18 protein-coding genes are annotated in these 22591 nt (G+C 63.4%); 5 read left to right on the top strand and 13 right to left on the bottom strand.

Annotation, left to right across the window (positions count from 1 at the left end):
• Positions 1–179: 179 nt before the first annotated feature.
• On the bottom strand, positions 180–608 hold the full coding sequence (locus NKH71_RS23560) for an Lrp/AsnC family transcriptional regulator (RefSeq protein WP_352789158.1): 429 nt from the start codon (positions 606–608) through the stop codon (positions 180–182).
• 123 nt (positions 609–731) lie between these two features.
• Between NKH71_RS23560 and NKH71_RS23565 the strand changes: the two genes are divergently transcribed.
• A complete protein-coding gene (locus NKH71_RS23565; RefSeq protein ID WP_023718740.1) occupies positions 732–1835 on the top strand; it encodes a saccharopine dehydrogenase family protein in 1104 nt (367 codons plus the stop codon).
• A 171-nt stretch (positions 1836–2006) separates the two neighbouring features.
• Here NKH71_RS23565 and lpdA read toward each other — a convergent pair whose 3' ends face one another.
• The 4 genes from lpdA to NKH71_RS23585 form a co-directional block, all read right to left on the bottom strand.
• A complete protein-coding gene (gene lpdA / locus NKH71_RS23570) occupies positions 2007–3404 on the bottom strand; it encodes a dihydrolipoyl dehydrogenase (RefSeq protein WP_023718741.1) in 1398 nt (465 codons plus the stop codon).
• A 237-nt stretch (positions 3405–3641) separates the two neighbouring features.
• Complete coding sequence (locus NKH71_RS23575) at positions 3642–5021, bottom strand: dihydrolipoamide acetyltransferase family protein (RefSeq protein WP_352789156.1); 1380 nt, start codon at positions 5019–5021, stop codon at positions 3642–3644.
• A gap of 11 nt (positions 5022–5032) precedes the next feature.
• Positions 5033–6046, bottom strand: a complete 1014-nt coding sequence (locus tag NKH71_RS23580) for an alpha-ketoacid dehydrogenase subunit beta (protein ID WP_023718743.1) — start codon at positions 6044–6046, stop codon at positions 5033–5035.
• Positions 6047–6048: 2 nt separating this feature from the next.
• Entirely contained in the window at positions 6049–7281 is a 1233-nt protein-coding gene (locus NKH71_RS23585; protein ID WP_023718744.1) for a 3-methyl-2-oxobutanoate dehydrogenase (2-methylpropanoyl-transferring) subunit alpha, read from the bottom strand.
• Between the two features lie 314 nt (positions 7282–7595).
• Here NKH71_RS23585 and NKH71_RS23590 point away from each other — a divergent pair, with 314 nt between their 5' ends.
• Positions 7596–8546, top strand: coding sequence for a hypothetical protein (locus NKH71_RS23590; RefSeq protein ID WP_352789154.1), 951 nt, complete (start codon positions 7596–7598; stop codon positions 8544–8546).
• Between the two features lie 53 nt (positions 8547–8599).
• Positions 8600–9646 carry a DNA polymerase III subunit delta gene (gene holA / locus NKH71_RS23595; protein ID WP_352815942.1) on the top strand — a complete coding sequence of 349 codons (1047 nt, stop codon included), beginning with the start codon at positions 8600–8602 and terminating at the stop codon, positions 9644–9646.
• 278 nt (positions 9647–9924) lie between these two features.
• Here holA and NKH71_RS23600 read toward each other — a convergent pair whose 3' ends face one another.
• The 5 genes from NKH71_RS23600 to mnmE all read right to left on the bottom strand — a co-directional run bounded on the left by NKH71_RS23600 (position 9925) and on the right by mnmE (position 15961).
• Complete coding sequence (locus NKH71_RS23600; protein ID WP_352789148.1) at positions 9925–10806, bottom strand: ParB/RepB/Spo0J family partition protein; 882 nt, start codon at positions 10804–10806, stop codon at positions 9925–9927.
• 45 nt (positions 10807–10851) lie between these two features.
• Positions 10852–11652 (bottom strand): ParA family protein, encoded by an 801-nt coding sequence (locus NKH71_RS23605; RefSeq protein ID WP_084642633.1) that lies wholly within the window; start codon positions 11650–11652, stop codon positions 10852–10854.
• A 37-nt stretch (positions 11653–11689) separates the two neighbouring features.
• Positions 11690–12328 carry a 16S rRNA (guanine(527)-N(7))-methyltransferase RsmG gene (rsmG, locus tag NKH71_RS23610; protein ID WP_352789145.1) on the bottom strand — a complete coding sequence of 213 codons (639 nt, stop codon included), beginning with the start codon at positions 12326–12328 and terminating at the stop codon, positions 11690–11692.
• Positions 12325–14214: a tRNA uridine-5-carboxymethylaminomethyl(34) synthesis enzyme MnmG gene (gene mnmG, locus NKH71_RS23615; RefSeq protein WP_352895359.1), complete on the bottom strand. Its 1890-nt coding sequence runs from the start codon at positions 14212–14214 to the stop codon at positions 12325–12327. The genes rsmG and mnmG overlap by 4 nt, the downstream gene beginning before the upstream one ends.
• Positions 14215–14632: 418 nt before the next feature.
• Positions 14633–15961: a tRNA uridine-5-carboxymethylaminomethyl(34) synthesis GTPase MnmE gene (mnmE, locus tag NKH71_RS23620; RefSeq protein WP_352481326.1), complete on the bottom strand. Its 1329-nt coding sequence runs from the start codon at positions 15959–15961 to the stop codon at positions 14633–14635.
• Between the two features lie 59 nt (positions 15962–16020).
• Here mnmE and NKH71_RS23625 point away from each other — a divergent pair, with 59 nt between their 5' ends.
• Positions 16021–18039: a thioredoxin domain-containing protein gene (locus NKH71_RS23625; protein ID WP_352789140.1), complete on the top strand. Its 2019-nt coding sequence runs from the start codon at positions 16021–16023 to the stop codon at positions 18037–18039.
• 184 nt (positions 18040–18223) lie between these two features.
• Here NKH71_RS23625 and rho read toward each other — a convergent pair whose 3' ends face one another.
• From rho to hemE, 3 genes are all read right to left on the bottom strand, one after another.
• Positions 18224–19489, bottom strand: a complete 1266-nt coding sequence (gene rho, locus NKH71_RS23630; protein WP_023718755.1) for a transcription termination factor Rho — start codon at positions 19487–19489, stop codon at positions 18224–18226.
• A gap of 161 nt (positions 19490–19650) precedes the next feature.
• Entirely contained in the window at positions 19651–20193 is a 543-nt protein-coding gene (gene hemJ / locus NKH71_RS23635) for a protoporphyrinogen oxidase HemJ (protein WP_084642637.1), read from the bottom strand.
• A 5-nt stretch (positions 20194–20198) separates the two neighbouring features.
• Positions 20199–21227, bottom strand: a complete 1029-nt coding sequence (gene hemE / locus NKH71_RS23640; RefSeq protein ID WP_352481328.1) for a uroporphyrinogen decarboxylase — start codon at positions 21225–21227, stop codon at positions 20199–20201.
• Positions 21228–21628: 401 nt separating this feature from the next.
• Between hemE and NKH71_RS23645 the strand changes: the two genes are divergently transcribed.
• A complete protein-coding gene (locus tag NKH71_RS23645) occupies positions 21629–22447 on the top strand; it encodes a pyruvate, water dikinase regulatory protein (protein WP_023718758.1) in 819 nt (272 codons plus the stop codon).
• Positions 22448–22591 lie beyond the last annotated feature (144 nt).

Consider the following 22591-nt stretch of genomic DNA (forward strand, 5'->3'; position numbering starts at 1 on the left):
CCGCCGATGCTGCCAAAGTTCCCATCAGCCATCGCATCAAGAAATGCGCCTGGAACGACGACTATCTCATCAATGCCATCACTCATATGCGATAGCCCTGCCCCAAGTGGGGGGAGATGCCCGGCAGGGCAGAGGGGGGCGCTGTCCCGCCAGCGTCTTGACCCGCGACGCCAGCCCGCTCAGCGATCGATTCGCGTCGACAGGATGATCGACGACGACGTCCGCTCGACCCCGTCCATGGCGCCGATCTGGTCGAGAAGCGTGTCGAGATCCCTGATCGACGGCGCCTCGACGATGACGATCATGTCGAAATTGCCGCTCACCGAATGCAGCGTCCGCACCGGCGGGAGCGACTGCAGGCTGCGCACCACCTTGTCGGCAAGCTTGGGCGTGACGGTGAGCAGGACATGCGCCCGCACCAGTCCCTGTTCGTGATCCGGCGAAAGCCTGACGCCGTAGCCGGTGATGATGCCGCGCTGCTCCAGCCGCTCGATCCGGCTCTGCACCGTCGTCCGTGAGACGCCCAGCCGCCGCGCCAGTTCGGCGGTCGAGGCGCGTGCATTGATGCGCAGCAGGGAAAGCAGCGCCTGGTCGGCATCACTAAGCATTTCGACGAACCTTGCCGGCGTATTGGTCAAACAGAGACTGCGTTTTGCACAATCCTACTCTTCCTTTCGACAGGCAAGCTGCGATTCTAGCCGTCTATTTAACATTGGTGCGAGGGACCGGTCATGAAGGAAATCATCGTCGTCGGCGCCGGCAAGATCGGCTCGACCATAGCCGAGATGCTGGCTTCCACGGGCGACTATCATGTCACCCTCGCCGACCGCTCGGCCACACAGCTCGGCGCGGCCGAACTGCCGGCCGGCGTAGAGACGCTGGAACTCGACATCGAGGCCGTCGGCACCCTCGAAGCCGCCCTGGCCGGCAAGTTCGCGGTGCTCAGCGCTGCGCCCTTCCATCTGACCACGCGCATCGCCGAAGCGGCGGCCAGCGCCGGCGTGCACTATCTCGATCTGACAGAGGACGTCGTCAGCACCAGGCGCGTCAAGGAATTGGCGCGCTCCGGCAACAGCGCCTTCATCCCGCAATGCGGGCTGGCGCCGGGCTTCATCTCGATCGTCGCCAACGATCTCGCCAGCCGCTTCGACACGCTGGAAAGCGTGCGCATGCGGGTTGGCGCGCTGCCGCAATACCCGTCGAATGCGCTGAACTACAATCTGACCTGGAGCACCGACGGCGTCATCAACGAATATTGCGAGCCTTGTGAGGCGATCGTCGAAGGCGAGCTGGTCGAAGTGCCGCCGCTGGAGGAGCGTGAAGAATTCTCGCTCGACGGCGTCACCTACGAGGCATTCAACACCTCGGGCGGGCTGGGCACGCTGGCCGAAACGCTGAAAGGCAAGGTGCGGACGCTGAACTACCGCACCATCCGCTACCCCGGCCACGCCGCGATCATGAAGGCGCTGCTCAACGACCTCGGCCTGCGCCACCGCCGCGACGTGCTGAAGGACATTTTCGAAAGCGCCCTGCCGGCGACGCTGCAGGACGTCGTCATCGTCTTCGTCACCGTCAGCGGCCGCAAGAATGGCCGCCTGCTGCAGGAGACCTACGCCAACAAGATCTACGCCAGGCGTGTCGGCGATACGGTACGCAGCGCCATCCAGATCACCACTGCCTCCGCCATCTGCGCCGTGCTCGACATGCTGGCCGATGGCACCTTGCCGGCAAAGGGCTTCATCAAGCAGGAGGACATCGCGCTCGACGCCTTCCTGGCCAACCGCTTCGGCCGCGCCTACGCGCAGCACGAGATGGTTAGCCGACTGGCGGGTTGAGCTGCGTAATCTCCCCCCCTTGAGGGGGGAGATGTCGGCGAAGGCGACAGAGGGGGTCGCCTCGCGTAGAGCGCTAACCTCCGACTGTCGTAAGGGAGGTCGAATCCAGTCGAACCGACCCCCTCTGGCCTGCCGGCTATCTCGCCCTCAAGAGGGGAGATCACCCTGCCCTCAAATATGCACCGCCCGCCCGAGCGCCTTCAGCGCCGCTTCCTGAAAACCCTCCCCTTGCGTCGGGTGGGCGTGGATGGTGCCGGCAATGTCCTCCAGACGCGCGCCCATTTCCAGGGCCAGGCCGAAGGCCGTCGACAGTTCCGACACGCCTTGGCCGACCGCCTGGATGCCGAGCACCAGATGGTTGTCGGCGCGGGCAACGACCCGGACAAAGCCCTCCTCACCCATCTTCGTCATCGCCCGGCCATTGGCGGCGAAGGGGAACAATCCGACCTTGATTTCGCCGCCGAGCCCCTTTGCCTCCTCCGGCGACAGGCCTGCGGTGATCAGCTCCGGATCGGTGAAGCAGATAGCGGGAATGCAGCGTTTGTCCCAGCTGCACTTGTGGCCGGCGACGATCTCGGCGACCATTTCGCCTTGCGCCATCGCCCGGTGCGCCAGCATCGGCTCGCCGGTGACGTCGCCAACGGCAAAGATGCCGCGCATCGAGGTGCGGCACTGGTCGTCGATGCGGATGAATTTTCCCGCCATGTCGAGATCGATCTGCTCCAGCCCCCAGTCTTCGACCACCGGCTTGCGCCCGACGGTGACCAGAATCCTGTCGGCAACGATCTTGGCATTCTTGCCGTCCTTCGTCTCGACCAGCAGCGCATCGCCCTTGGTCGACAACCCCTTGGCCTTGGCGCCCACAAGCACCTCGATACCGAGCTCGGCGAGCCGCTTCACGACCGGCCGGGTCAGTTCGGCATCATATTGCGCCAGTACGCGCGGCAAAGCCTCGACCACGGTCACCCTGGCGCCCATCTTCGCGAAGGCGATGCCGAGCTCCAGCCCGATGTAGCCGCCACCGACGACGGCAAGCCTTTCCGGCACTTCGCTCAGCGCCAGCGCTTCGGTGGACGAGATCACCAGGCCACCGAAGGGCAGCGACGGCAATTCGACCGACGCCGAGCCCGTGGCGATCACCACCGTCTCGGCGCGGACCACCTGCATCCCGGTTTCGGTCTGGACCTCGACGGTCTTGCCGTCACGGAATTTCGCCCAGCCGTGCACGGTCTTGACCCCGGCCTTCTTCAACAGGCCGGCAACGCCGCTGTTAAGCCGGCTAACAATGCCGTCCTTCCAGGCGATGGTCGTTTCGAGATCAATCGATGGTGTTGCGATTGAAATGCCGAGCGGGCTCTTGCCGCCGGCCAAGTGCGACGCCTTTTCGAACTCTTCGGCCGCATGGATCAGCGCCTTGGACGGGATGCAGCCGACATTGAGACAGGTGCCGCCCGGTTTACCGAACTCGACGATAACCGTGTCGATGCCAAGCTGCCCGGCGCGGATGGCGCAGACATAGCCGCCGGGACCGGCGCCGATGACGAGCAGCTTGCAGGAGATTTCCTTCATCATGGCACCTTAGTTCGACGAGCCGGCGGGACAGCGCCCCCTTCTGTCATCTCCCCCTCAAGGGGGGAGATTGGCAGCTTTCGCGCTCGGCTTAGTCCTGCAAAGCTGGAGATTGGCGAAAGGCGGGATGACGGCCAATCTCCCCCCTTGAGGGGGAGATGCCCGGTAGGGCAGAGGGGGGCGCGAAGGATCGCTACTGCTCTCATCCTGCGCCCCTGCGATCCTCTGTTCATCTCCTCAATCCACAAAAATCAGCGCTGGCGTTTCCAGCAGCGTCTTGATCCGTTGAATGAACACCGCGACTTCCCAGCCGTCGATGACGCGGTGGTCGAAGCTGGAGGACAGGTTCATCATCTTGCGCGGGATGAACTGGGTGCCGTCCCACACCGGCCGCATCATCATCTTGTTGACGCCGAGGATCGCCACTTCCGGATGATTGATCACAGGCGTCGTCGCCACACCGCCCATGGCCCCGAGCGAAGTGATGGTGATGGTCGATCCAGAGAGCTCGTCGCGCGTCGCCGTGCCGGATTTTGCCGCCTCAGCCAGCCTGACAACCTCGGCTGCGCAATCCCAGATGTCGCGCGCCTCGGCGTGCTTGACCACCGGCACCACCAGCCCCGACGGGGTCTGCGCGGCGATGCCGATATGGACCCCGCCATGCTGGTGGATTATGCCCGCCTCGTCGTCGAACAGCGCGTTGAGGTTTGGCTGGTCGGCGATCGCCTTGACCATCGCCCGCATCAGAAACGGCAGCAGCGTCAGCTTCGGCCTGTCCGCGCCCGGCCGCTTCTCCTTGTTGAGCGCGGCGCGCAAATCCTCGAGCGCGGTGACGTCGATCTCTTCGACATAGGTGATGTGCGGGATGCGCGATTTGGCCAGCGTCATCTTCTCGGCGATCTTTCGCCTGAGCCCGACTATTTTGATATCCTCGACCGCCTCGTTGCGGACAAGCCCGGAGATCTTGGCGGGCCCGGGTCCGCGCGCCAGGAAAGCTTCGATGTCCTCATGCTGGATACGGCCGGCCGGGCCGCTCCCCACAATTTGCCGCAGGTCGATGCCGGCCTCTTTCGCCCTGAGGCGGACGGCCGGCGAGGCCAGCGGCTTTTCGCCCTCCGGACGCCGCGCGCCGGAGATCGGCGCAGTACCCCCGCCGGAGGGGAATTCCGTTGCCGGCTCACTTTCGCGCACAGAAGCGCTTCCTGACGGAGGTGGGACTGGTTTGGCGTCGGCCTTGGGAGCCGAAGCTCGTCCCCCTCCCCCTTGTGGGGGTCCGAAGGACGGGCGAGACCCGTGGCTCGCCCCGGCAAGGTTAGCGGTGGGGGTACGCTTGGCGCCCGCCTCAACGTCCCGTGGCGGCTTGACGTTACCCTCGCCGGCCACCTTCAGGCGCACGATGGGCGAGCCGATCGCCACCGTGTCGCCGATCTCCGCACCCAGCCAGAGGATCTCACCATCGACGGGCGAGGGAATCTCGACCGTTGCCTTGTCGGTCATCACAGCGGCCAGCACGGCGTCCTCGCGCACGAGATCGCCGACCTTGACCTGCCATTCGACCAGCTCGGCCTCGGCGACGCCTTCACCGACATCGGGTAGCTTGATGACATATTCGCCCATCGTCTTCCCCCTCAGGCTTCCATCGTTTCGACGAGCGCGCGGCCTAGCCGCGCAGGACCGGGAAAATAGTCCCACTCCTGCGCATGCGGATAGGGCGTGTCCCAGCCGGTGACCCGCGCCACCGGCGCCTCCAGATGGTGGAAGCAGTTCTCCTGAACCAGCGCCGAAAGTTCGGCGCCGAACCCCGATGTCAGCGTCGCCTCGTGCACGACCACGCAGCGCCCGGTCTTGCTGACCGAGGCGACGATCGTCTCGAGGTCGAGCGGCAGCAGCGTTCTCAGATCGATGATCTCGGCATCGATGCCGGTCTCCTCGGCCGCCGCCTGGGCGACATAGACCATCGTGCCGTAGGCAAGTACGGTGACCGCAGCGCCCTGTCTGCGGATCACCGCCTTGCCGAGCGGCACCGTGTAATGGCCGTCGGCGACTTCGCCAAGCTCGTGTTTCGACCATGGTGTTACCGGCCGCTCGTGATGACCGTCGAAGGGTCCGTTATAAAGCCGCTTCGGTTCCAGGAAGATCACTGGGTCGGGATCCTCTATCGCGGCGATCAGCAAGCCCTTGGCGTCATGCGGGTTCGAGGGCACCACGACTTTCAGCCCGGAGACGTGGGTGAACAGCGCCTCCGGGCTCTGGCTGTGGGTCTGGCCACCAAAAATGCCGCCGCCGGTGGGCATCCTGACCACGATCGGGCAGGTGAAGTCGCCGTTCGATCGATAGCGCAGCCGCGCCGCTTCCGAGACGATCTGGTCATAGGCCGGATAAACATAGTCGGCAAACTGCACCTCGACGCAAGGCTTCAGCCCGTAGGCGGCCATGCCGATGGCCGCGCCGACAATGCCGGATTCGCTGATCGGCGCATCGAAGCAGCGGCTCTTGCCGTATTTCGCCTGCAGGCCTTGCGTACAGCGGAAGACGCCGCCGAAGAAGCCGACATCTTCGCCGAAGACGATGACACGCTCGTCGCGCGCCATCGACACGTCCATGGCGTCGCGGATTGCCTCGATCATGGTCCGTCGCGGCATGGTTAGACTCCCGCCTGCTGGCGCTGGCGCCTGAGGTGCGGCGGCATCTCGGCATAGACGCCCTCGAACATATCGCGCGCCGAGGGCTTGCCGCCGGCATGCAGCGTGCCGTGGCGCTCGGCCTCCCGCTGCGCCGAAATCACCGTGTCGAGGATTTCCGCCTCGGCCTGGGCGTGGCGTTCGTCCGACCAGACGCCGCGCTGGATGAGGTGGTTCTTCAGCCTGACGATCGGGTCGCCGAGCGGCCACGCGTCGGACTCGGCCTTCGGCCGGTAGGCCGACGGGTCATCGGAGCTGGAATGGGCGCCGACGCGGTAAGTGACATATTCGACCAGCGTCGGCCCGAGATTGTTGCGCGCCCGCTCCGCCGCCCATTTGGCCACCGCATGGACGGCGAGATAGTCGTTGCCGTCGACGCGCAGCGACGGGATGCCGAAGCCCAGTCCGCGGGCAGCAAAAGTGCCGGAGCCGCCCCGGGCGATCCCCTGGAAGGTCGAAATCGCCCACTGGTTGTTGACGACGTTGAGCACGACCGGCGCCTTGTAGGTCGAGGCGAACACCAGCGCCGAATGGAAGTCGGACTCGGCGGTCGAGCCGTCGCCGATCCAGGCGGCGGCGATCTTCTGGTCATTGCTGATCGCCGAAGCCATCGCCCAGCCGACCGCCTGGATGTACTGCGTCGCCAGATTGCCGGAGATCGAGAAGAAGCCGTGCTCTTTCGACGAATACATGATCGGCAGCTGCCGGCCCTTCAGCGGATCGGCCTCGTTCGAATAGATCTGGTTCATCATCGTGACCATCGGATAGCCGTCGGCGATGAGCAGGCCGGCCTGCCGATAGGTCGGAAAATTCATGTCGCCCGGCGCCAGCGCCTTGCGGAAGGCGCAGCTCACCGCCTCTTCGCCGAGATGCTGCATGTAGAAGGAGGTCTTGCCCTGGCGCTGCGCCATCTGCATGCGCGCATCGAAGCTGCGCAGCGTCACCATATGGCGCAACCCTTCCAGCAGTTCCTCGTCGGAAAGCAGGCCGGCCCACGGCCCGACCGCCTCGCCGGCGCGGTTGAGCACACGAATGATCGAGAACGCCAGATCGCGGATGGTGCGCGGATCGACGTCGATCTCGGGGCGCGGCACCGAGCCGGCCTTGGGGATGGTCACGTCTGAAAAATCCGGCGTGCCGCCCGGCCGCACCTCCGGCTCCGGAACATGGAAGCGCAACATTCCGGCATCGGCCATGATCTCGGTCCTCCACTGTTGCCCGGCGCGATATTTGCACACCGCCGGACCAGTGCCAATTCGTCGGGCAGGGCTTCGGTCCTTCGGCTCCCGCCGATGCAGCCTGCCGCGCACAAGATGAAGATGTGTCTGCGAAATTTCTTGTCGATGTTGGACGGCAGCACGCAACTTAGCAGAAATTTGCCGACGATTGCCGCAACAGACGATATGTCCCGGGGTGAGCTTGCCTTTGACGAGCCCGCACATCCAGCGATTCAAGTTGCGCCTACCATTCAGGACCTTATCCTGACGGCATCGTTGTGAGAGAGGCGGGAATGCAAGGCAGATCGAGGGCCGTCGTCGCTTTGGCGATTGTAGCTTTTCTGGTTGGATCCGGTCGACCAGCTTTCGCTCAGTCGGACGATTGCATCGGCACGTACTATCGCACGAGGGATGCTGCCTGCATTGACCGGCTTATCACAACCTTGGATCAAGCTCCGTCCAGCGCTGAAAACGGAACGATAACCGGGTTTTTCGCTGCATTGTTCGACGGCTCGCCGGAGATGCGACGAAAACTGCTGGATGGCGTGCCCTCCGATCGCGCGGCTGACCTTTATCTGGCCGCTCTGCACAAGGCTGGTCTCACGGACGAAGCGCGGCGTTTCGCGTCGAGCCGAAAGCTGGAGGATGCAGCATCCCCCGGTGCCATGCCTTTGAAAACGTTGACACCCCTCTTTGTCCCGTTGGACAATGATCTGCTGCTTGGCGCCTATATGGCGACAGGAGACTTGTCCTACATAGATCATATTCTGGGAGATCATATTCTGGGAAATCTTCGAACCAGCCGTGACGGCATCGCGGCGGACGCAATCTGCATCGGCCTTGTTATGGGGAAATTCGCGGGTGCGGTGGCTCCAGGTCGCCCCGAGAATATCATGATTGTCGCTGCATGCCGGAAATATGGGTGCCCCAAGAGCCAGGCATCAAAAGACATGATGCGTGTGATGACGGTGGCATCGGCTGTATGGGCTATACGGTCGCTGGCGAAGAATGACGTTGCAATCAAACAGGAACTCGATCGCTTTTTCCAAAACGACTCGCGTTTGGCCGCCATTTTCGGAAGAGAGCAGAACGCCTTCACAAATTATCTGGCCTCAGTGACTTTGTGGTCGGTCGAGAAAGGCAAATCGCTTGACGCGGCAATGACGGACTATGAACGCCTCGGTGCTGCCGATACTTCGTTCAAGCCTGATAGCATCCTGCAATCCCCCGAGGACAAGAACTAGCAGGCCGGCGCCTGTGGTTCACCCGGAGCTCTCGCCATGCTAACCACAACACCATGGCACAGAAGAAAGCATACGAGGTCGATTCATGGCTCGCGAAGCCGGATCCGCGCGTCTCGATCGTGCTGCTTTACGGTCCCGATCGCGGGCTGGTCGCCGAGCGGGCAAAGGCCTTTGCCGCCAGGACCGGCCTGCCGCTCGACGATCCGTTCTCGGTGGTCAGGCTGGACGGATCGGAGGTCGATCGCGACGAGGGCCGCCTGCTCGACGAGGCGCACACCGTGCCGATGTTTTCGGAGCGGCGCCTGCTATGGGTGCGCAATGCCGGCGCTCAGAAGGCGCTTGCCGACGACGTCAGGGCGCTGACCGCCGAGCCGCCGCGCGATGCCATTATCCTGATCGAGGCCGGTGACCTGAAGAAGGGCGTCGGCCTGCGCGGCGTGGTGGAGGCGGCGGACAATGCCATGGCTCTGCCTTGCTACGCCGATGAGGCCAGGGACATTGACACGGTCATCGACGACGAACTGCGCAAGGCTGGCATGTCGATGACGCTGGAGGCGCGGCAGGCGCTGCGCCGCAACCTTGGCGGCGACCGGCTGGCCTCGCGCGGCGAGATCGAAAAGCTGGTGCTTTATGCGCATGGCCAGGCCGAAATCGGCCTCGACGACGTCAAGGCGACATCCGGCGATGTCTCCGGCCTCTCCTTCGATGCGGCCGTCGACGCCCTGCTCGAAGGCAGGATCGCCGACTTCGACAGCGCCTTCACCCGCCATTGCCAGTCTGGCGGCCAGCCCTTCCTGGTGCTTTCATCGGCGATGCGGCAGTTGCAGACGATCCAGGCGATGCGCGGCCTGATGGACGCCGGCGGCCGCAATGCCGCTTCGGTCGTAGCCGCGGCGCGCCCGCCGGTGTTTTTCTCCAGGCGCAAGCTGGTCGAGAAAGCCCTCGAACGCTGGAGCAGCGAGGCGCTCGGCCGCGCCCTGACCCGCTTGCAGACGGCGGTGCTGCAAACGCGCCGGCGGCCCGATCTGTCGATCGCGCTGGCACGGCAGGCGCTGCTCGGCATTGCCGTGGAAAGCGCAAGGCTGGCGCAGCGCACCTGAGCTCCCCCCTCGAGGGGGAGATGTCGCCGAGGCGACAGAGGGGGTCACAGCGCGTGGAACGCCAGCGCCTTCCGCGACGACAGACGACGTGGGCGCTTGATGTGAGACGACCCCTTCTGGCCTGCCGGCCACCTCCCCCTCAAGGGGGGAGATTAACCACTTCGAGCGATTTCGCCAATCACCGGCGCGGTTGTTCTCCTATTAGAAGACGGAACTGCCAAGTCTTAGGCCAAAAATTTATTTGCCGGCTAAAGATCCCGGGCATTTTGGCAACCTACCTACTCCGGCTTCAGCCTTCGGCAAAGCTCGTCAAGCTGCTCCAGCGTCCGGTAGGCGACGCTGATCACGCCGCCGCGCTGGTTGTGCTCGATCGTAACGATCATGCCGATCGTACTGGTCATCTGCCGCTCCAGCGCCAGTGTGTCGGCATCCTTTTGCGGCGGTGCGGCGGGTTGGCGTTTTGCCGCCGGCGCGCCGACCGGCATCTGCGCCAGCGCCTCGGCCTGGCGCACCGAAAGCCCCTCATCGATGATCCGCTTGGCGAGCCCGGCCGGGTCGTCGGCCGTCACCAAGGTACGGGCGTGGCCGGCCGACAGCGCCCCATCGACCAGCATGTCGCGAATGACGTCGGGCAGCTTGAGCAGCCTCAGCGTGTTGGCGACATGGCTGCGGCTCTTGCCGATCACCTGGCCGAGATCGGCCTGGGTATAGCCGTGGTCGTCGATCAGCTGCTGGTAGCCCAGCGCTTCCTCGACCGGGTTGAGGTCGGTGCGCTGGACGTTTTCGATGATCGCCAGTTCGAGCGCCGTGCGATCGTTGACATCGCGCACAATGATCGGGATTTCGGTCAGCCCGGCGCGTTGCGCCGCACGCCAACGACGCTCGCCGGCGATAATCTCGTAGCGGCCCGTTTGGGTTTTCGACGGCCGCGCCACCACCGGCTGCACCACGCCGTGTTCGCGGATCGACTGGGCGAGGTCGGTCAGGTCGGCGTCGCCAAAATGCCGCCGCGGGTTTTTCGGGTTAGGGCTGAGGAACTCGATCGGCACCTTGCCGTCGGCCGCCAGCCCCGGCTTTTCCGGTGCCGCCGGGCGATCGATTTCGCCGATCAGGGCCGCCAATCCCCGGCCCAGTCTCTTTCTCGAAGGGTCTTCGTTCATCGTCCGTCCAGATCGTTTCGGTATCGAATCGCTTGTTGGCTACTGTTAGGCGGCACGCAATTTGCGCTCGCGGCGGATCACTTCGGAAGCAAGCTGCAGATAGGCCTGGCTGCCCGAGCATTTGAGGTCGTAGAGAATCGCCGGCTTGCCATAGGACGGCGCCTCGGAAACGCGGACATTGCGCGGGATGACGGTTTCATAGACCTTGTCGCCCATATGCGCCCGTACATCCTGCACCACCTGGTTGGCGAGATTGTTGCGCCCGTCGAACATCGTCAGCACTATGCCCTGGATCGTCAGATCGGGGTTGATCGAACGGCGCACCTGCTCGACCGTCTCCAACAGCTGGCTCAGGCCCTCCAGCGCGAAGAATTCACACTGCAGCGGTACCAGCACCGAATCGGCCGCAGCCATCGAATTCAGCGTCAGCAGATTGAGCGAGGGCGGGCAGTCGATCAGCACATAGCCGAAATTGGCCGAGCGCTCGGCCGAAGCCCGCAGCGCGTTGCGCAGCCGCAGCACCCGGTCCGGCGCCGAGGCGATTTCCATCTCGATGCCGAGCAGATCGAGCGTCGACGGCACGATCGACAGGCCGGGCACCGCCGTCGGGATCGCCGCCGCTTCCAGGTCGAGTTCGCCGGTCAGCACATCATAGGACGAGACGGTGCGGTCGCGCCGGTCGATGCCAAGCCCGGTGCTGGCGTTGCCCTGCGGGTCGAGATCGACGATCAGCACCTGTTCGCCTATAGCGGCCAGCGCGGTGGCCAGATTGATGGCCGTCGTCGTCTTGCCGACGCCGCCCTTCTGGTTGGCGACGGTGATGATTCGGGGGCCGTTCTTCATCATGGGTCTATGCCAGAAATTCATTCGGGGTCGCCGGTCACTAGCCAGGGTGCTGTCGCAAGTCGGATATTTCGAGAACGACGCCCTGCGCGTCGGTTACACTGGCATGTTCTACCAGATCGAAAGACCATCGTTGAGCGCTTTCTGCCACTTCGGCGCGGTAATCCCGGCCTTTGTGAAACAGGCCGCGCGCGCCCTTCGTCAGCCACGGCGCCGCCAGGTGGAGCAGGGCCGGCAGCGAGGCGAGCGCCCTGGCCGTGACGATTTGTGGTGCAGGAACAAGAGGATAGCTGTCGTCTATGCGCCGCGCGATGACCTTGGCAGGCAGGCTGAACTGTCCGACGACCGCTTGCAGGAACGATGCTTTTTTCCGGTTGCTTTCAACCAGGTCGATGCTGGCCCCTTCACGCTCGACCAGCAGAAAGGCCAGCACAAGCCCGGGAAAACCGCCGCCGGAGCCGAGATCGACCCAGCGCTTCGCGTCCGGTTTGATTCGCGCCAGCTGCGCGCTGTCGAGGATGTGGCGGCGCCAGACATCGTCCTGCGTCGATTGCGCGGCTAGATTGATCCGGCGATTCCATTTCTGGAAGACGGCCTCGAACTCGACCAGACGACCGAATGTTTCACGTGAAACCGGGCCTGCTGCCTGTTGTAGGTTCGCCCAGGACGCAGCGCTCACGCGACCTGCTTTCGCGCGGCCGCCTCGGCGTTGCGGACATGCGCGACGATAATCGCCAGCGCCGCCGGCGTCATGCCTTCCATACGCTGCGCGTCAGCGATGGAACGCGGCTGGCGTGCCAGCATCGTCTGCTTCAACTCATTGGACAGGCCGGGAACAGAAGCAAAGTCGAGCGACTCGGGAATAAGCCGGCTCTCCTCATGCCTGATCTGCGAGACGTCGGCCTGCTGGCGGTCGAGATAGACGGAATATTTGGCTTCCGTTTCAAGACGTTCGGCCGTTTTGGCGTCGATAGCGCCAAAAGCAGGTTCGATGCGCCCCAGCCAGGCGATATCGACGCCGGGATAGGCCAGCAGCTCATAGACCGAGCGGCGCACGCCGTCCCGGTTGATCTCGAGCCCATGGCGCGCCGCCTCATTGGGGGTCATCGTGGTGCCGAGGGCGAGCTGCCGCGCCTTCTCAAGGTCTTGCACGACAGTGTTGAACCGTTGCGTTCGCTCCGGCGAGGCGATCCCCAGCCTCATCGCCAGCGGCGTCAGCCGCTCATCGGCATTGTCCGCACGCAGCGACAGCCGGAACTCGGCCCGCGAGGTGAACATGCGGTAGGGCTCGGCGATGCCGCGGCTGGTCAAGTCGTCGACCATCACGCCGATATAGGCTTCGGTGCGGCTCAGCACGATTTCATCGCTCGCCGACGCCTTGCGCGCTGCATTCAAGCCGGCAAGCAGCCCTTGCGCGCCAGCCTCCTCGTAGCCGGTGGTTCCGTTGATCTGGCCGGCGAGGTAAAGCCCGGCGATCCGCTTGGTTTCCAGCGTCGGCTTGAGTTCGCGTGGGTCGACATGGTCATATTCGATGGCATAGCCGGGCTGCAGCATCGTTGCCCGCTCCAGCCCCGGAATGGTTTTCAGGATGTCGAGCTGTACGTCCTCGGGCAGCGAGGTCGAGATGCCGTTCGGGTACACCGTGTCGTCGTCGAGCCCTTCTGGCTCCAGAAAAATCTGGTGGCCTTCGCGGTCACCGAACTTGACGATCTTGTCTTCGATGGACGGGCAATAACGCGGCCCGACGCCTTCGATTGACCCCGAATACATAGCCGAGCGGCCAAGATTGGCGCGAATCAGCTCATGCGTGACATTGGTCGTGCGCGTAATCCCGCAATGGATCTGCGGGTTTTCGATGCGGTCGGTGAGCAGCGAGAACGGCACGGGATCTTCATCCGCCGCCTGGCTCTCAAGCGACGCCCAATCGATCGTCCTGCCGTCCAGCCGCGGCGGCGTGCCGGTCTTCAGCCGCCCGAGCCTGAAGCCGGCGCGGCTCATCGTCGCCGACAGGCCGATACTCGCTTGCTCGTTCATGCGGCCGGCGACGATCTTCTTCTCGCCAATATGGATCAGCCCGCGCAAAAAAGTGCCGGTCGTCAGCACCACGGCACCACAGGCGAGCCTGCTTCCATCCGCCAGCAGCACCGCCGCGATGCGCCCATCGTCGATTTCTCCGTCATTGATGTCGAAGTCCAGCACCTCGCCTTCAATGACATCGAGGCCGGCCTGCTGGCGGATCGCCGCCTGCATGGCGAGCCGATAGAGCTTCCTGTCGGCTTGCGTCCGCGGACCGCGGACCGCTGGCCCCTTACGACGGTTGAGCAGACGGAACTGGATGCCGGCCGCATCGGCGACGCGCCCCATCAGCCCGTCCATGGCATCGATCTCGCGAACCAGATGGCCTTTGCCGAGGCCGCCAATCGCCGGGTTGCAGGACATCACACCGATCGTGTCGAAGCGCAGCGTCACCAGCGCGGTTCTGGCGCCGGCACGCGCGGCAGCACTGGCCGCCTCGCACCCAGCATGGCCGCCACCCACCACAACCACATCATAGCGATTGGTCATCTGTATCTTCCGATTCAAATCTGCCGACACATGTGCCCGCCCGGACGAGCTGTCAAGAACAGAGAGGCTTCAGGCGCATAACTGCGCTGACCATTGCAGATAGAGAACGCCCGGCGCTGCCCTGTCTTCCTTCTCCCCTTGTTGTGGGAGAAGGTGGATTGGCGCGCGGCGCCAAGACGGTTGAGGGGTGCTGGACGGAGCACCGTCGGTGCCAAGCTGGAACACCCCTCATCCGACCGAGCTTCGCTTGGCCACCTTCTCCCACACGGGGAAGGCGAGAGCCGCACCTAACCCCTCAACCTGCAGCACCTGCGACATTTGCACAGCGAATCGTTTCACGTGAAACAATGCCCTCCACTGACCGCCCAGCGTTTCACGTGAATCACTGGGGCGTATTCTTCCCAATGTTTCACGTGAGTCATTTCCCAATACAGAATTGCGAAAAGATCACGTCGAGCATGTCCTCGACATCGACCGCGCCGACGATTCGTCCGAGCCGATCCGCCGCCAGGCGCAGTTCCTCGGCCCGCAATTCCTGTCCGCGATCACTACTTGCCACTGCCGCAAGCAGGAAGCGTTTCGTCTCATTGAGCAGCTCGACGTGCCGCAGCCGCGACGGCAGGATATCGCCGGCCTGGCCGATCTGCGCTGCGGCGCGGCGCCCGATCTCGTCCAGCAATTCGGCCACTCCCGTGCCGTCCCGCGTCGAGATAGCGATATCATAGTGCGCCACAGGCGAGGGTGATTTGCCCCTCAGAAGATCAACCTTCGTTCCGACCCTCAGCGCCGGAATGGCGCCCGGCAGCACACCGATCGCCATTGGCTCAGCCATATCCTCAAGCAGCAACAGCAGGTCCGCACTGTGCGCCTTGGCCCTGGCCTTCTCGATGCCGATCGCCTCGATCTTGCCGGGCGCCTCGCGCAGACCGGCGGTGTCGGTTACCCGGACCCGCACCCCTTCGAGGTCCAGCACCACCTCGAGCAGGTCGCGGGTCGTGCCCGGCTCATCGGTGACGATCGCCGCCTCGCGCCGCGCCAGAGCGTTGAACAGGCTGGATTTGCCGGCATTCGGCGCACCGAGGATGACGACTTCGAACCCGTCGCGAATGATTTCGGCAGCGCGGAAGCCGGCGACATGGCGCTCGATCTCGGCGATCATGGCCCGCACGTCGGACCAGACTGTGTCGGCGACCGAACCCGGCACGTCGTCCTCGTCGGCAAAATCGATCTCGGCCTCGATCATCGCGCGGGCGTGGATCAGCCGTCGGCGCCAGCCCAGATAGAGTTCGCTCTGCACGCCTTCGGCATTGTGCACGGCAAAGCGCCGCTGCGCCTCGGTGTCGGCATTGATGAGATCGGCCAGCGCCTCGGTTTCGACCAGATCGAGCTTGCCGTTGACAAAGGCGCGGCGGGTGAATTCACCCGGCTCGGCATGCCTGACGCCGTCGAAGGAGGTGATCGTTTCCAGCATCTTCGCCACGACGGCGCGTCCGCCATGGACATGGAACTCGGCAACGTCCTCGCCGGTAAAACTGTCGGGACCGGCAAAGAAGACGACCGGGCCGCTGTCCAGCACCGATCCGTCCGGCGCCCGTAACTTGCGATAGCTAGCAACGCGGTTCGGCACGGCCGATCCGGCAATCGTTTCGACTACGAATCGACTCTGCGGCCCCGAAATTCGGATCACCGCAATGCCGGCCGGCAGGCGCCCGCTCGACAGTGCCACGATGGAGTCTTTTGAAATCATTTGCCCGCTCTGCCGAAGCGCCCTAGCTATGCCTGTTCAATCCACCATCGAGTTGCGCCGTGACATTGCCTGCACAAAACCTGCTTGCCGAAGAGGCCAGTCCCTATCTGCAGCAGCACAGCGGCAATCCGGTGCACTGGCGGCCATGGTCGCCTGCCGCTCTGGCCGAAGCACAGGCGCTGCAGCGTCCGATCCTGCTGTCAGTCGGCTACGCTGCCTGCCACTGGTGCCACGTCATGGCGCATGAGAGCTTCGAGAACGACGGCGTCGCCGCCGTCATGAACCGTCTCTTCGTCAATATCAAGGTCGACCGCGAGGAGCGCCCCGACATCGACCAGATCTACATGGCGGCGCTGTCCTCGATGGGCGAGCAGGGCGGATGGCCGCTGACCATGTTCCTGACGCCGGACGGCAAGCCGTTCTGGGGCGGCACATACTTCCCTCGCGAAGCCCGCTACGGGCGCCCGGGCTTCGTCCAGGTGCTGGAGGCGGTCGACAAGGCTTGGCGGGAGAAGAAAGAAAGCGTTAACCAAAGCGCCGACGGTTTGACTACGCATGTCGAGGCGCGGCTGGCGGGCAGCCATGCCAAGGCCGTACTCGACAGCGACACGCTAGCGAAGCTCGCCAACGGCATTGACGGCATGATCGACCGCGAGCTGGGCGGCCTGCGCGGCGCACCCAAATTCCCCAACGCGCCGTTCATGCAGAGCCTCTGGCTGTCCTGGCTGCGCGACAGCACCGCAGCCCATCGTGACGCCGTTCTCCTCAGCCTCGAAAAGATGCTGGCCGGCGGCATCTACGACCATGTCGGCGGTGGCCTCAGTCGCTACTCGACCGACGCCGAATGGCTGGTGCCGCATTTCGAAAAGATGCTCTACGACAATGCCCAACTCGTCCGGCTGTGCAATTGGGCCTATGCGTCAACTGGCAAGGAATTGTTCCGGTTGCGAATCGAAGAGACGATTGCCTGGCTGTTGCGCGAAATGCGGGTCGAGGGCGGTGCCTTCGCTGCCAGTCTCGATGCCGACAGCGAAGGGGAAGAAGGGCTGTTCTATACCTGGAGCAAGGATGAGGTCGAGCTTGCCCTTGATGACGAATCAGCATTGTTTTTCAACTACTTCACACTTGCCGACCCGCATGGCTGGGAGGGCAAGCCGATCATCCGCCAGACAGAAGCCCAGCAGACGCAAAGTGTGATCGACCGCCAACAGCTCGTCCCGCTGAAAGAAAAATTGCTCGCGGCGAGGGCACAGCGCATCCGGCCAGGGCGTGACGGCAAGGCACTGACCGACTGGAACGGCTTGATGATCGCAGCGCTTGCAGAGGCCGGGCGATCGCTTGGCCGATCCGACTGGATCGTAGCGGCGGCAGCGGCCTTTGCCGCCATTGCGGCTGCCGGGCGCGATAACCGTCTGTCGCATTCCATGCTCGGCGCAAAGAGGCTGTTCCCGGCTCTTTCGAGCGACTATGCCGCCATGACCAATGCGGCGGTCTCGCTGTTCGAGGCGACCGGCAATCCCGACTATATCGATCGCGCCGGGAACTTCATTGAGCAACTCGATCTCTGGCACCGGGACAGCGACAAGACCGGCTACTATCTGACCGCATCGAACAGCACGGATGTGCCGATCCGCATCCGCGGCGATGTCGACGAGGCCATTCCTTCCGCCACTGGGCAGATCATCGAAGCCATGGTCCGATTGTCGTCGCTGACCCGCGATCTCGAACTCTGGGAAAAAGCCTGGACAGTCGCCGAGCATGCGGCCGGGCGGGCGGAGCACCAGCCCTATGGCCAGGCAGGAATCGTCAATGCCTGTGCCCTGGCGCTCGAACCGCTGAAACTGGTGATCGTGGATAAACCCGAGAATCCAAGGCTTGTCCCGGTTGCGAATCGAAATCCGGACCCACGTCGGGTGGACATCGTCGTGCCTGTTGGCTCGGCGACAAATCTGCCGGCCTTGCCGGGCGGCGTCCTGCCGCCAACGGCCGAGCCCGGCGCCTGGCTGTGCACGGGGCAGGTCTGCCTGCCGGTGGTAACGAAAGCTGAAGAGCTGGAAGGGTTATTGCGCCGAAGATAGGATTCGTAATCCTATGGCGAAGCAAGGAGCGAAGCGACGCAGCGCAGACCATAGGATCCATGCCGTGACTTTCGCGCGCTGCAACGGCGCAAATTCTGCTCCGCTGCTTTCTCCGGTAGAGCTCACGGCATGGATCCTCGGGCCAAGCCCGAGGATGACGAAGGCAACGGCCCAGCCCCCAACCCTACGTATTCATCGAATCGAAGAAGTCCGCATTCGTCTTGGTCTGCTTGAGCTTGTCGATCAGGAACTCGATGGCATCGGTAGTTCCCATCGGCGCCAGGATGCGGCGCAGCACGAAGATCTTCTGCAGATCCTGCTTGGAAACCAGCAGGTCTTCCTTGCGGGTGCCGGACTTCAATATGTCCATGGCCGGATAGATGCGCTTGTCGGCCACCTTGCGGTCGAGCTGGATTTCGCAGTTGCCGGTGCCCTTGAACTCTTCGAAGATGACTTCGTCCATGCGGCTGCCGGTGTCGATCAGCGCGGTGGCGATGATGGTCAGCGAGCCGCCTTCCTCGATGTTGCGGGCGGCGCCGAAGAAGCGCTTCGGCCGCTGCAGCGCGTTCGCGTCGACACCGCCGGTCAGCACCTTGCCGGATGACGGCACGACGGTGTTGTAGGCGCGACCGAGACGCGTGATCGAATCCAGCAGGATCACCACGTCGCGACCGTGCTCGACCAGGCGCTTGGCCTTTTCGATCACCATCTCGGCAACCTGGACATGGCGTACCGCCGGCTCGTCGAAGGTCGACGAGATCACCTCGCCCTTCACCGAGCGCTGCATGTCGGTAACCTCCTCCGGCCGCTCGTCGATCAGAAGCACGATCAGATAGCATTCCGGATGGTTGGCGGTGATAGAGTGGGCGATGTTCTGCATGAGAACCGTCTTGCCGGTGCGCGGCTGCGCATTGATCAACGCACGCTGCCCCTTGCCGATCGGCGCGACCAGGTCGATCACGCGCGGCGAGATGTCCTTGGTGGTCGGATTGTCGATCTCCATCTTCAGCCGCTTGGTCGGATAGAGCGGCGTCAGGTTGTCAAAGTGGATCTTGTGGCGGATTTTTTCCGGATCGTCGAAATTGATTGTGTTGACCTTGAGCAGCGCGAAATAGCGCTCGCCCTCTTTCGGGCTGCGGATAGGGCCTTCAACCGTATCGCCGGTCTTCAGCGAAAACCGCCGGATCTGCGAGGGTGAAATATAGATGTCGTCGGGACCTGGCAGATAATTTGCGTTGGCCGAGCGCAGAAAGCCAAAGCCGTCCTGCAGCACTTCGACGACGCCGTCGCCGATGATCTCGATATCCTGTGCCGCCAGCTTCTTCAGGATCGCGAACATCAGCTCCTGCTTGCGCATGACGCTGGCGTTCTCGACCTCGAGCGATTCCGCATAGGCGATCAACTCTGGTGGTTTCTTGTTCTTGAACTCGGTGAGTTTCATTTCTTGCATGGACGGACTCTGAATGAGCTTTGGGAAAAATATCGGCGGGATGCGACAAATGCCGGGCGCGGCCGAAAGCGATGACGGGCGGCGCATGACGGGAAGGAAGACCCGTCTTTTATCGTCGGTCGGGTGAAAGAGCAAGCCGCCTTTTGCTGGCACCGAATACGTCAGAATGGTTTCACGATAACCAGGACGACGATGACGACCATCAGCAATGTGGGGATCTCATTGACGATCCGCCAGTGCCTTGCCGGTTTTTCATTGCGGTCTTCGGCAAATTTCCGGACGGCGCCGGCGAAATAGCCATGCACGGCCGACAGACCCACCACCGCAGCGATCTTGGCATGCAGCCAGCCGCCTTGAAAACCAAAGCCTTTCCAGGCGAGCCACAGGCCGAACGCCCAGGTAATCACCATCGCCGGATTGATGATGCCGCGCAGCAGGCGGCGCTCCATTACCTTGAAGGTCTCCGACTGGACGGAGCCTTTTTCGGCATCGGCATGATAGACCAGCAAGCGCGGCAGATAGAGCATGCCCGCCATCCAGGAGATGACGGCAATCACATGGATCGCCTTTGCCCAGGGATAGAAATCATCGGGCCCGAAGAGAAACAGCAGCCCGGCCAGCACGAGGAAAATGGCGATCGCGATTGCCGCGCGGCGCGTCGCCCCGCTACCGCTGTTCGTGCTGTTCGCATTGTCTGCGCCCATCATCGTCACGACGCGCTCCGCACCAGTTTGACCATCTGCTCGACATGCGCGAGCGGCGTCTCCGGCGTGATGCCGTGGCCGAGGTTGAAGATCAGCGGCCGGTCCCCTAGCACCTTCAGGATCGCCCCCACGCCGTCGGCAAGCGCCTTGCCGCCGGCCACCAGCCGCAGCGGATCGAGATTGCCTTGCACGGCGCCGTCACGCTGCAATTCCTTCGCAGTCGACAATGGCACGGTCCAGTCGAGGCCCAGCCCGGTCACGCCGGTCGTCTGGCGATAGCTCCGGTAGTGATCTCCGGCGCCTTTGGGAAAGCCGATGATCGGAACGTCGGGATGGACAGCCTTCACCTGCCGGACAATCTCGGCCACCGGCCGGACGCAGAACAACTCGAAAGACGCTTCGTCGAGCACGCCGGACCACGAATCAAAGATCTGCACCACGTCGGCGCCGGCTTCGATCTGCCGGATCAGATAGGCAGCCGAATGATCGGCGAGCACTTTCAGGAGCCGAAGAAAGGCCGCCGGCTCGCGATAGGCGAACAGCCTGGCCGGCGCCTGGTCGGGCGTACCGTGGCCGGCAATCATGTAGGTCGCCACCGTCCAGGGCGCACCGCAGAAGCCGATCAGCGTCGTTTCATCAGGCAGTCTGGCGCGCAATCGCCGCACCGTCTCGTAGACCGGCTCGAGATTCACGTGAAACGTTTCGCCGTCGAGAGCCTCGATCTCCGCAGCCGAGATCGGCGTCAACAGCGGGCCGCGTCCTTCCTCGAAGCGCACGTCGCGGCCGAGCGCATGCGGCACGACAAGGATATCGGAAAACAGGATCGATGCGTCGAAGCCGAAGCGTTCGATCGGCTGCAGCGTCACTTCGACGGCGAGATCCGGGTCGTAGCAAAGATCGAGGAACGATCCGGCCCGTCTCCTCGTCTCCCGGTATTCCGGCAGATAGCGGCCGGCTTGGCGCATAATCCAGAGCGGCGGCGGAAACGCTGCCTTGCCTCTCAACACGTCCAGCACGATCCGGTCTTGAGGCATTGAGCGCTCGCCTTTCCAGGCTTCCCTATAATTAAATATTCTATTTTTAGGAATCTTATGATTCTAAGAGTCTGTTGGTTGTGGTGGTTGTCTCCTGTCCCGCTTTGCCCTGGAAAAGACCAGCCAGCATATTGTCGCGCGCTTCTCCAACGGGATTGCAGGACTTTGTGGAAAGCCGGGAATTTCCGACTGGAGTCAATGCGTTGCCGCCAGGCCAAGGAACTTGCCCTTGTGGATGAAGCGAAGGCAAAAAGCTCCGTCCCCGGACTTGTCCCCAACCGCCCGAAGAAGCCGACAGCACATCGAATTGTGGACAAACCGGCATCTGATACAGTCGCTTGGCGGTGGCCGAGTTTTCCGCCCGGCTTATCCACATCGGCCCACAGCCTGGAATGTATCCTGTGAACAAACCGCAGAGCTTCTTTCACCTTCACCTGATTTCCGACGCCACCGGCGAAACGCTGCTGGCCGCCGGCCGCGCCGCTTCCGCGCAATACAAGGATGCGCGCGCCATCGAACACATCTACCCGCTCATCCGCACCGAAAAACAGGTGACGAAAGTGTTCGAGGACATCGAGGAGGAGCCGGGCATCATCCTCTACACCGTCGTCGACCAGAAGCTTGCCCGTGGCATCGATGAACGCTGCGCGGCGATGGGCCTGCCTTGCGTCTCGGTACTGGAGCCGGTGCTGACGGTGTTCCAGTCCTATCTCGGCACGCCGGCCGGCCGCCGCGTCGGCGCCCAGCATGTGCTGGACGCCGAATATTTTCGCCGCATCGACGCGCTCAATTTCACCATGGAGCATGATGACGGCCAGCTGCCGGCCAATATGGATGATGCCGACATCGTGCTTGTCGGCATCTCACGCACCTCGAAGACGCCGACCAGCATCTATCTCGCCAATCGCGGCATCAAGACCGCCAACATCCCGATCGTGCTCGGCGTGCCGGTGCCGGAAAGCCTGGTCTACGCCAGGAGGCCACTGATCGTCGGCCTGATCGCCACTGCCGAGCGCATCTCCCAGGTCCGGCAGAACCGCGTTCTCGGCAACAGCGCCTACGAGCCGACCGATTACGTCGACCGCGCCGCGATCGCCGAAGAACTCGCCTACGCCCGCCAGATCTGCACACGGCATGGCTGGCCGATGATCGATGTCAGCCGCCGTTCGATCGAGGAGACGGCGGCGGCTATCGTTGCCCTGCGCGGCAAGACGCGCTAGGGCGTGTGATATTCAGGTGATGCCGGCCTACAAACGGCGGCTTCCTGCGCTTCCGGTGCTCACGTACTTTAAGTACACTCCGCTCCGGTTCTCGGAAGCCACCACTCTCGGCGCGGCCTGACCTGAATCTCGACACACCCTAGT

It is taken from the genome of Mesorhizobium sp. M0983 (genome assembly GCF_040318975.1).
GTDB lineage: Bacteria > Pseudomonadota > Alphaproteobacteria > Rhizobiales > Rhizobiaceae > Mesorhizobium.

Excerpts from the sequence above, each read along its gene's own strand:
- hemE (WP_352481328.1), bottom strand. The coding sequence starts at position 21,227 with ATGCCTCAAGACCGGATCGTGCTGGACGTGTTGAGAGGCAAGGCAGCG.
- NKH71_RS23590 (WP_352789154.1), top strand. The coding sequence starts at position 7,596 with ATGCAAGGCAGATCGAGGGCCGTCGTCGCTTTGGCGATTGTAGCTTTT.
- rho (WP_023718755.1), bottom strand. The coding sequence starts at position 19,489 with ATGCAAGAAATGAAACTCACCGAGTTCAAGAACAAGAAACCACCAGAG.
- NKH71_RS23560 (WP_352789158.1), bottom strand. The coding sequence starts at position 608 with ATGCTTAGTGATGCCGACCAGGCGCTGCTTTCCCTGCTGCGCATCAAT.
- holA (WP_352815942.1), top strand. The coding sequence starts at position 8,600 with ATGGCACAGAAGAAAGCATACGAGGTCGATTCATGGCTCGCGAAGCCG.
- mnmG (WP_352895359.1), bottom strand. The coding sequence starts at position 14,214 with ATGACCAATCGCTATGATGTGGTTGTGGTGGGTGGCGGCCATGCTGGG.
- NKH71_RS23600 (WP_352789148.1), bottom strand. The coding sequence starts at position 10,806 with ATGAACGAAGACCCTTCGAGAAAGAGACTGGGCCGGGGATTGGCGGCC.
- NKH71_RS23580 (WP_023718743.1), bottom strand. The coding sequence starts at position 6,046 with ATGCCGCGACGGACCATGATCGAGGCAATCCGCGACGCCATGGACGTG.
- NKH71_RS23575 (WP_352789156.1), bottom strand. The coding sequence starts at position 5,021 with ATGGGCGAATATGTCATCAAGCTACCCGATGTCGGTGAAGGCGTCGCC.
- NKH71_RS23605 (WP_084642633.1), bottom strand. The coding sequence starts at position 11,652 with ATGATGAAGAACGGCCCCCGAATCATCACCGTCGCCAACCAGAAGGGC.
- NKH71_RS23565 (WP_023718740.1), top strand. The coding sequence starts at position 732 with ATGAAGGAAATCATCGTCGTCGGCGCCGGCAAGATCGGCTCGACCATA.
- mnmE (WP_352481326.1), bottom strand. The coding sequence starts at position 15,961 with ATGATTTCAAAAGACTCCATCGTGGCACTGTCGAGCGGGCGCCTGCCG.
- lpdA (WP_023718741.1), bottom strand. The coding sequence starts at position 3,404 with ATGAAGGAAATCTCCTGCAAGCTGCTCGTCATCGGCGCCGGTCCCGGC.
- hemJ (WP_084642637.1), bottom strand. The coding sequence starts at position 20,193 with ATGGGCGCAGACAATGCGAACAGCACGAACAGCGGTAGCGGGGCGACG.
- NKH71_RS23585 (WP_023718744.1), bottom strand. The coding sequence starts at position 7,281 with ATGGCCGATGCCGGAATGTTGCGCTTCCATGTTCCGGAGCCGGAGGTG.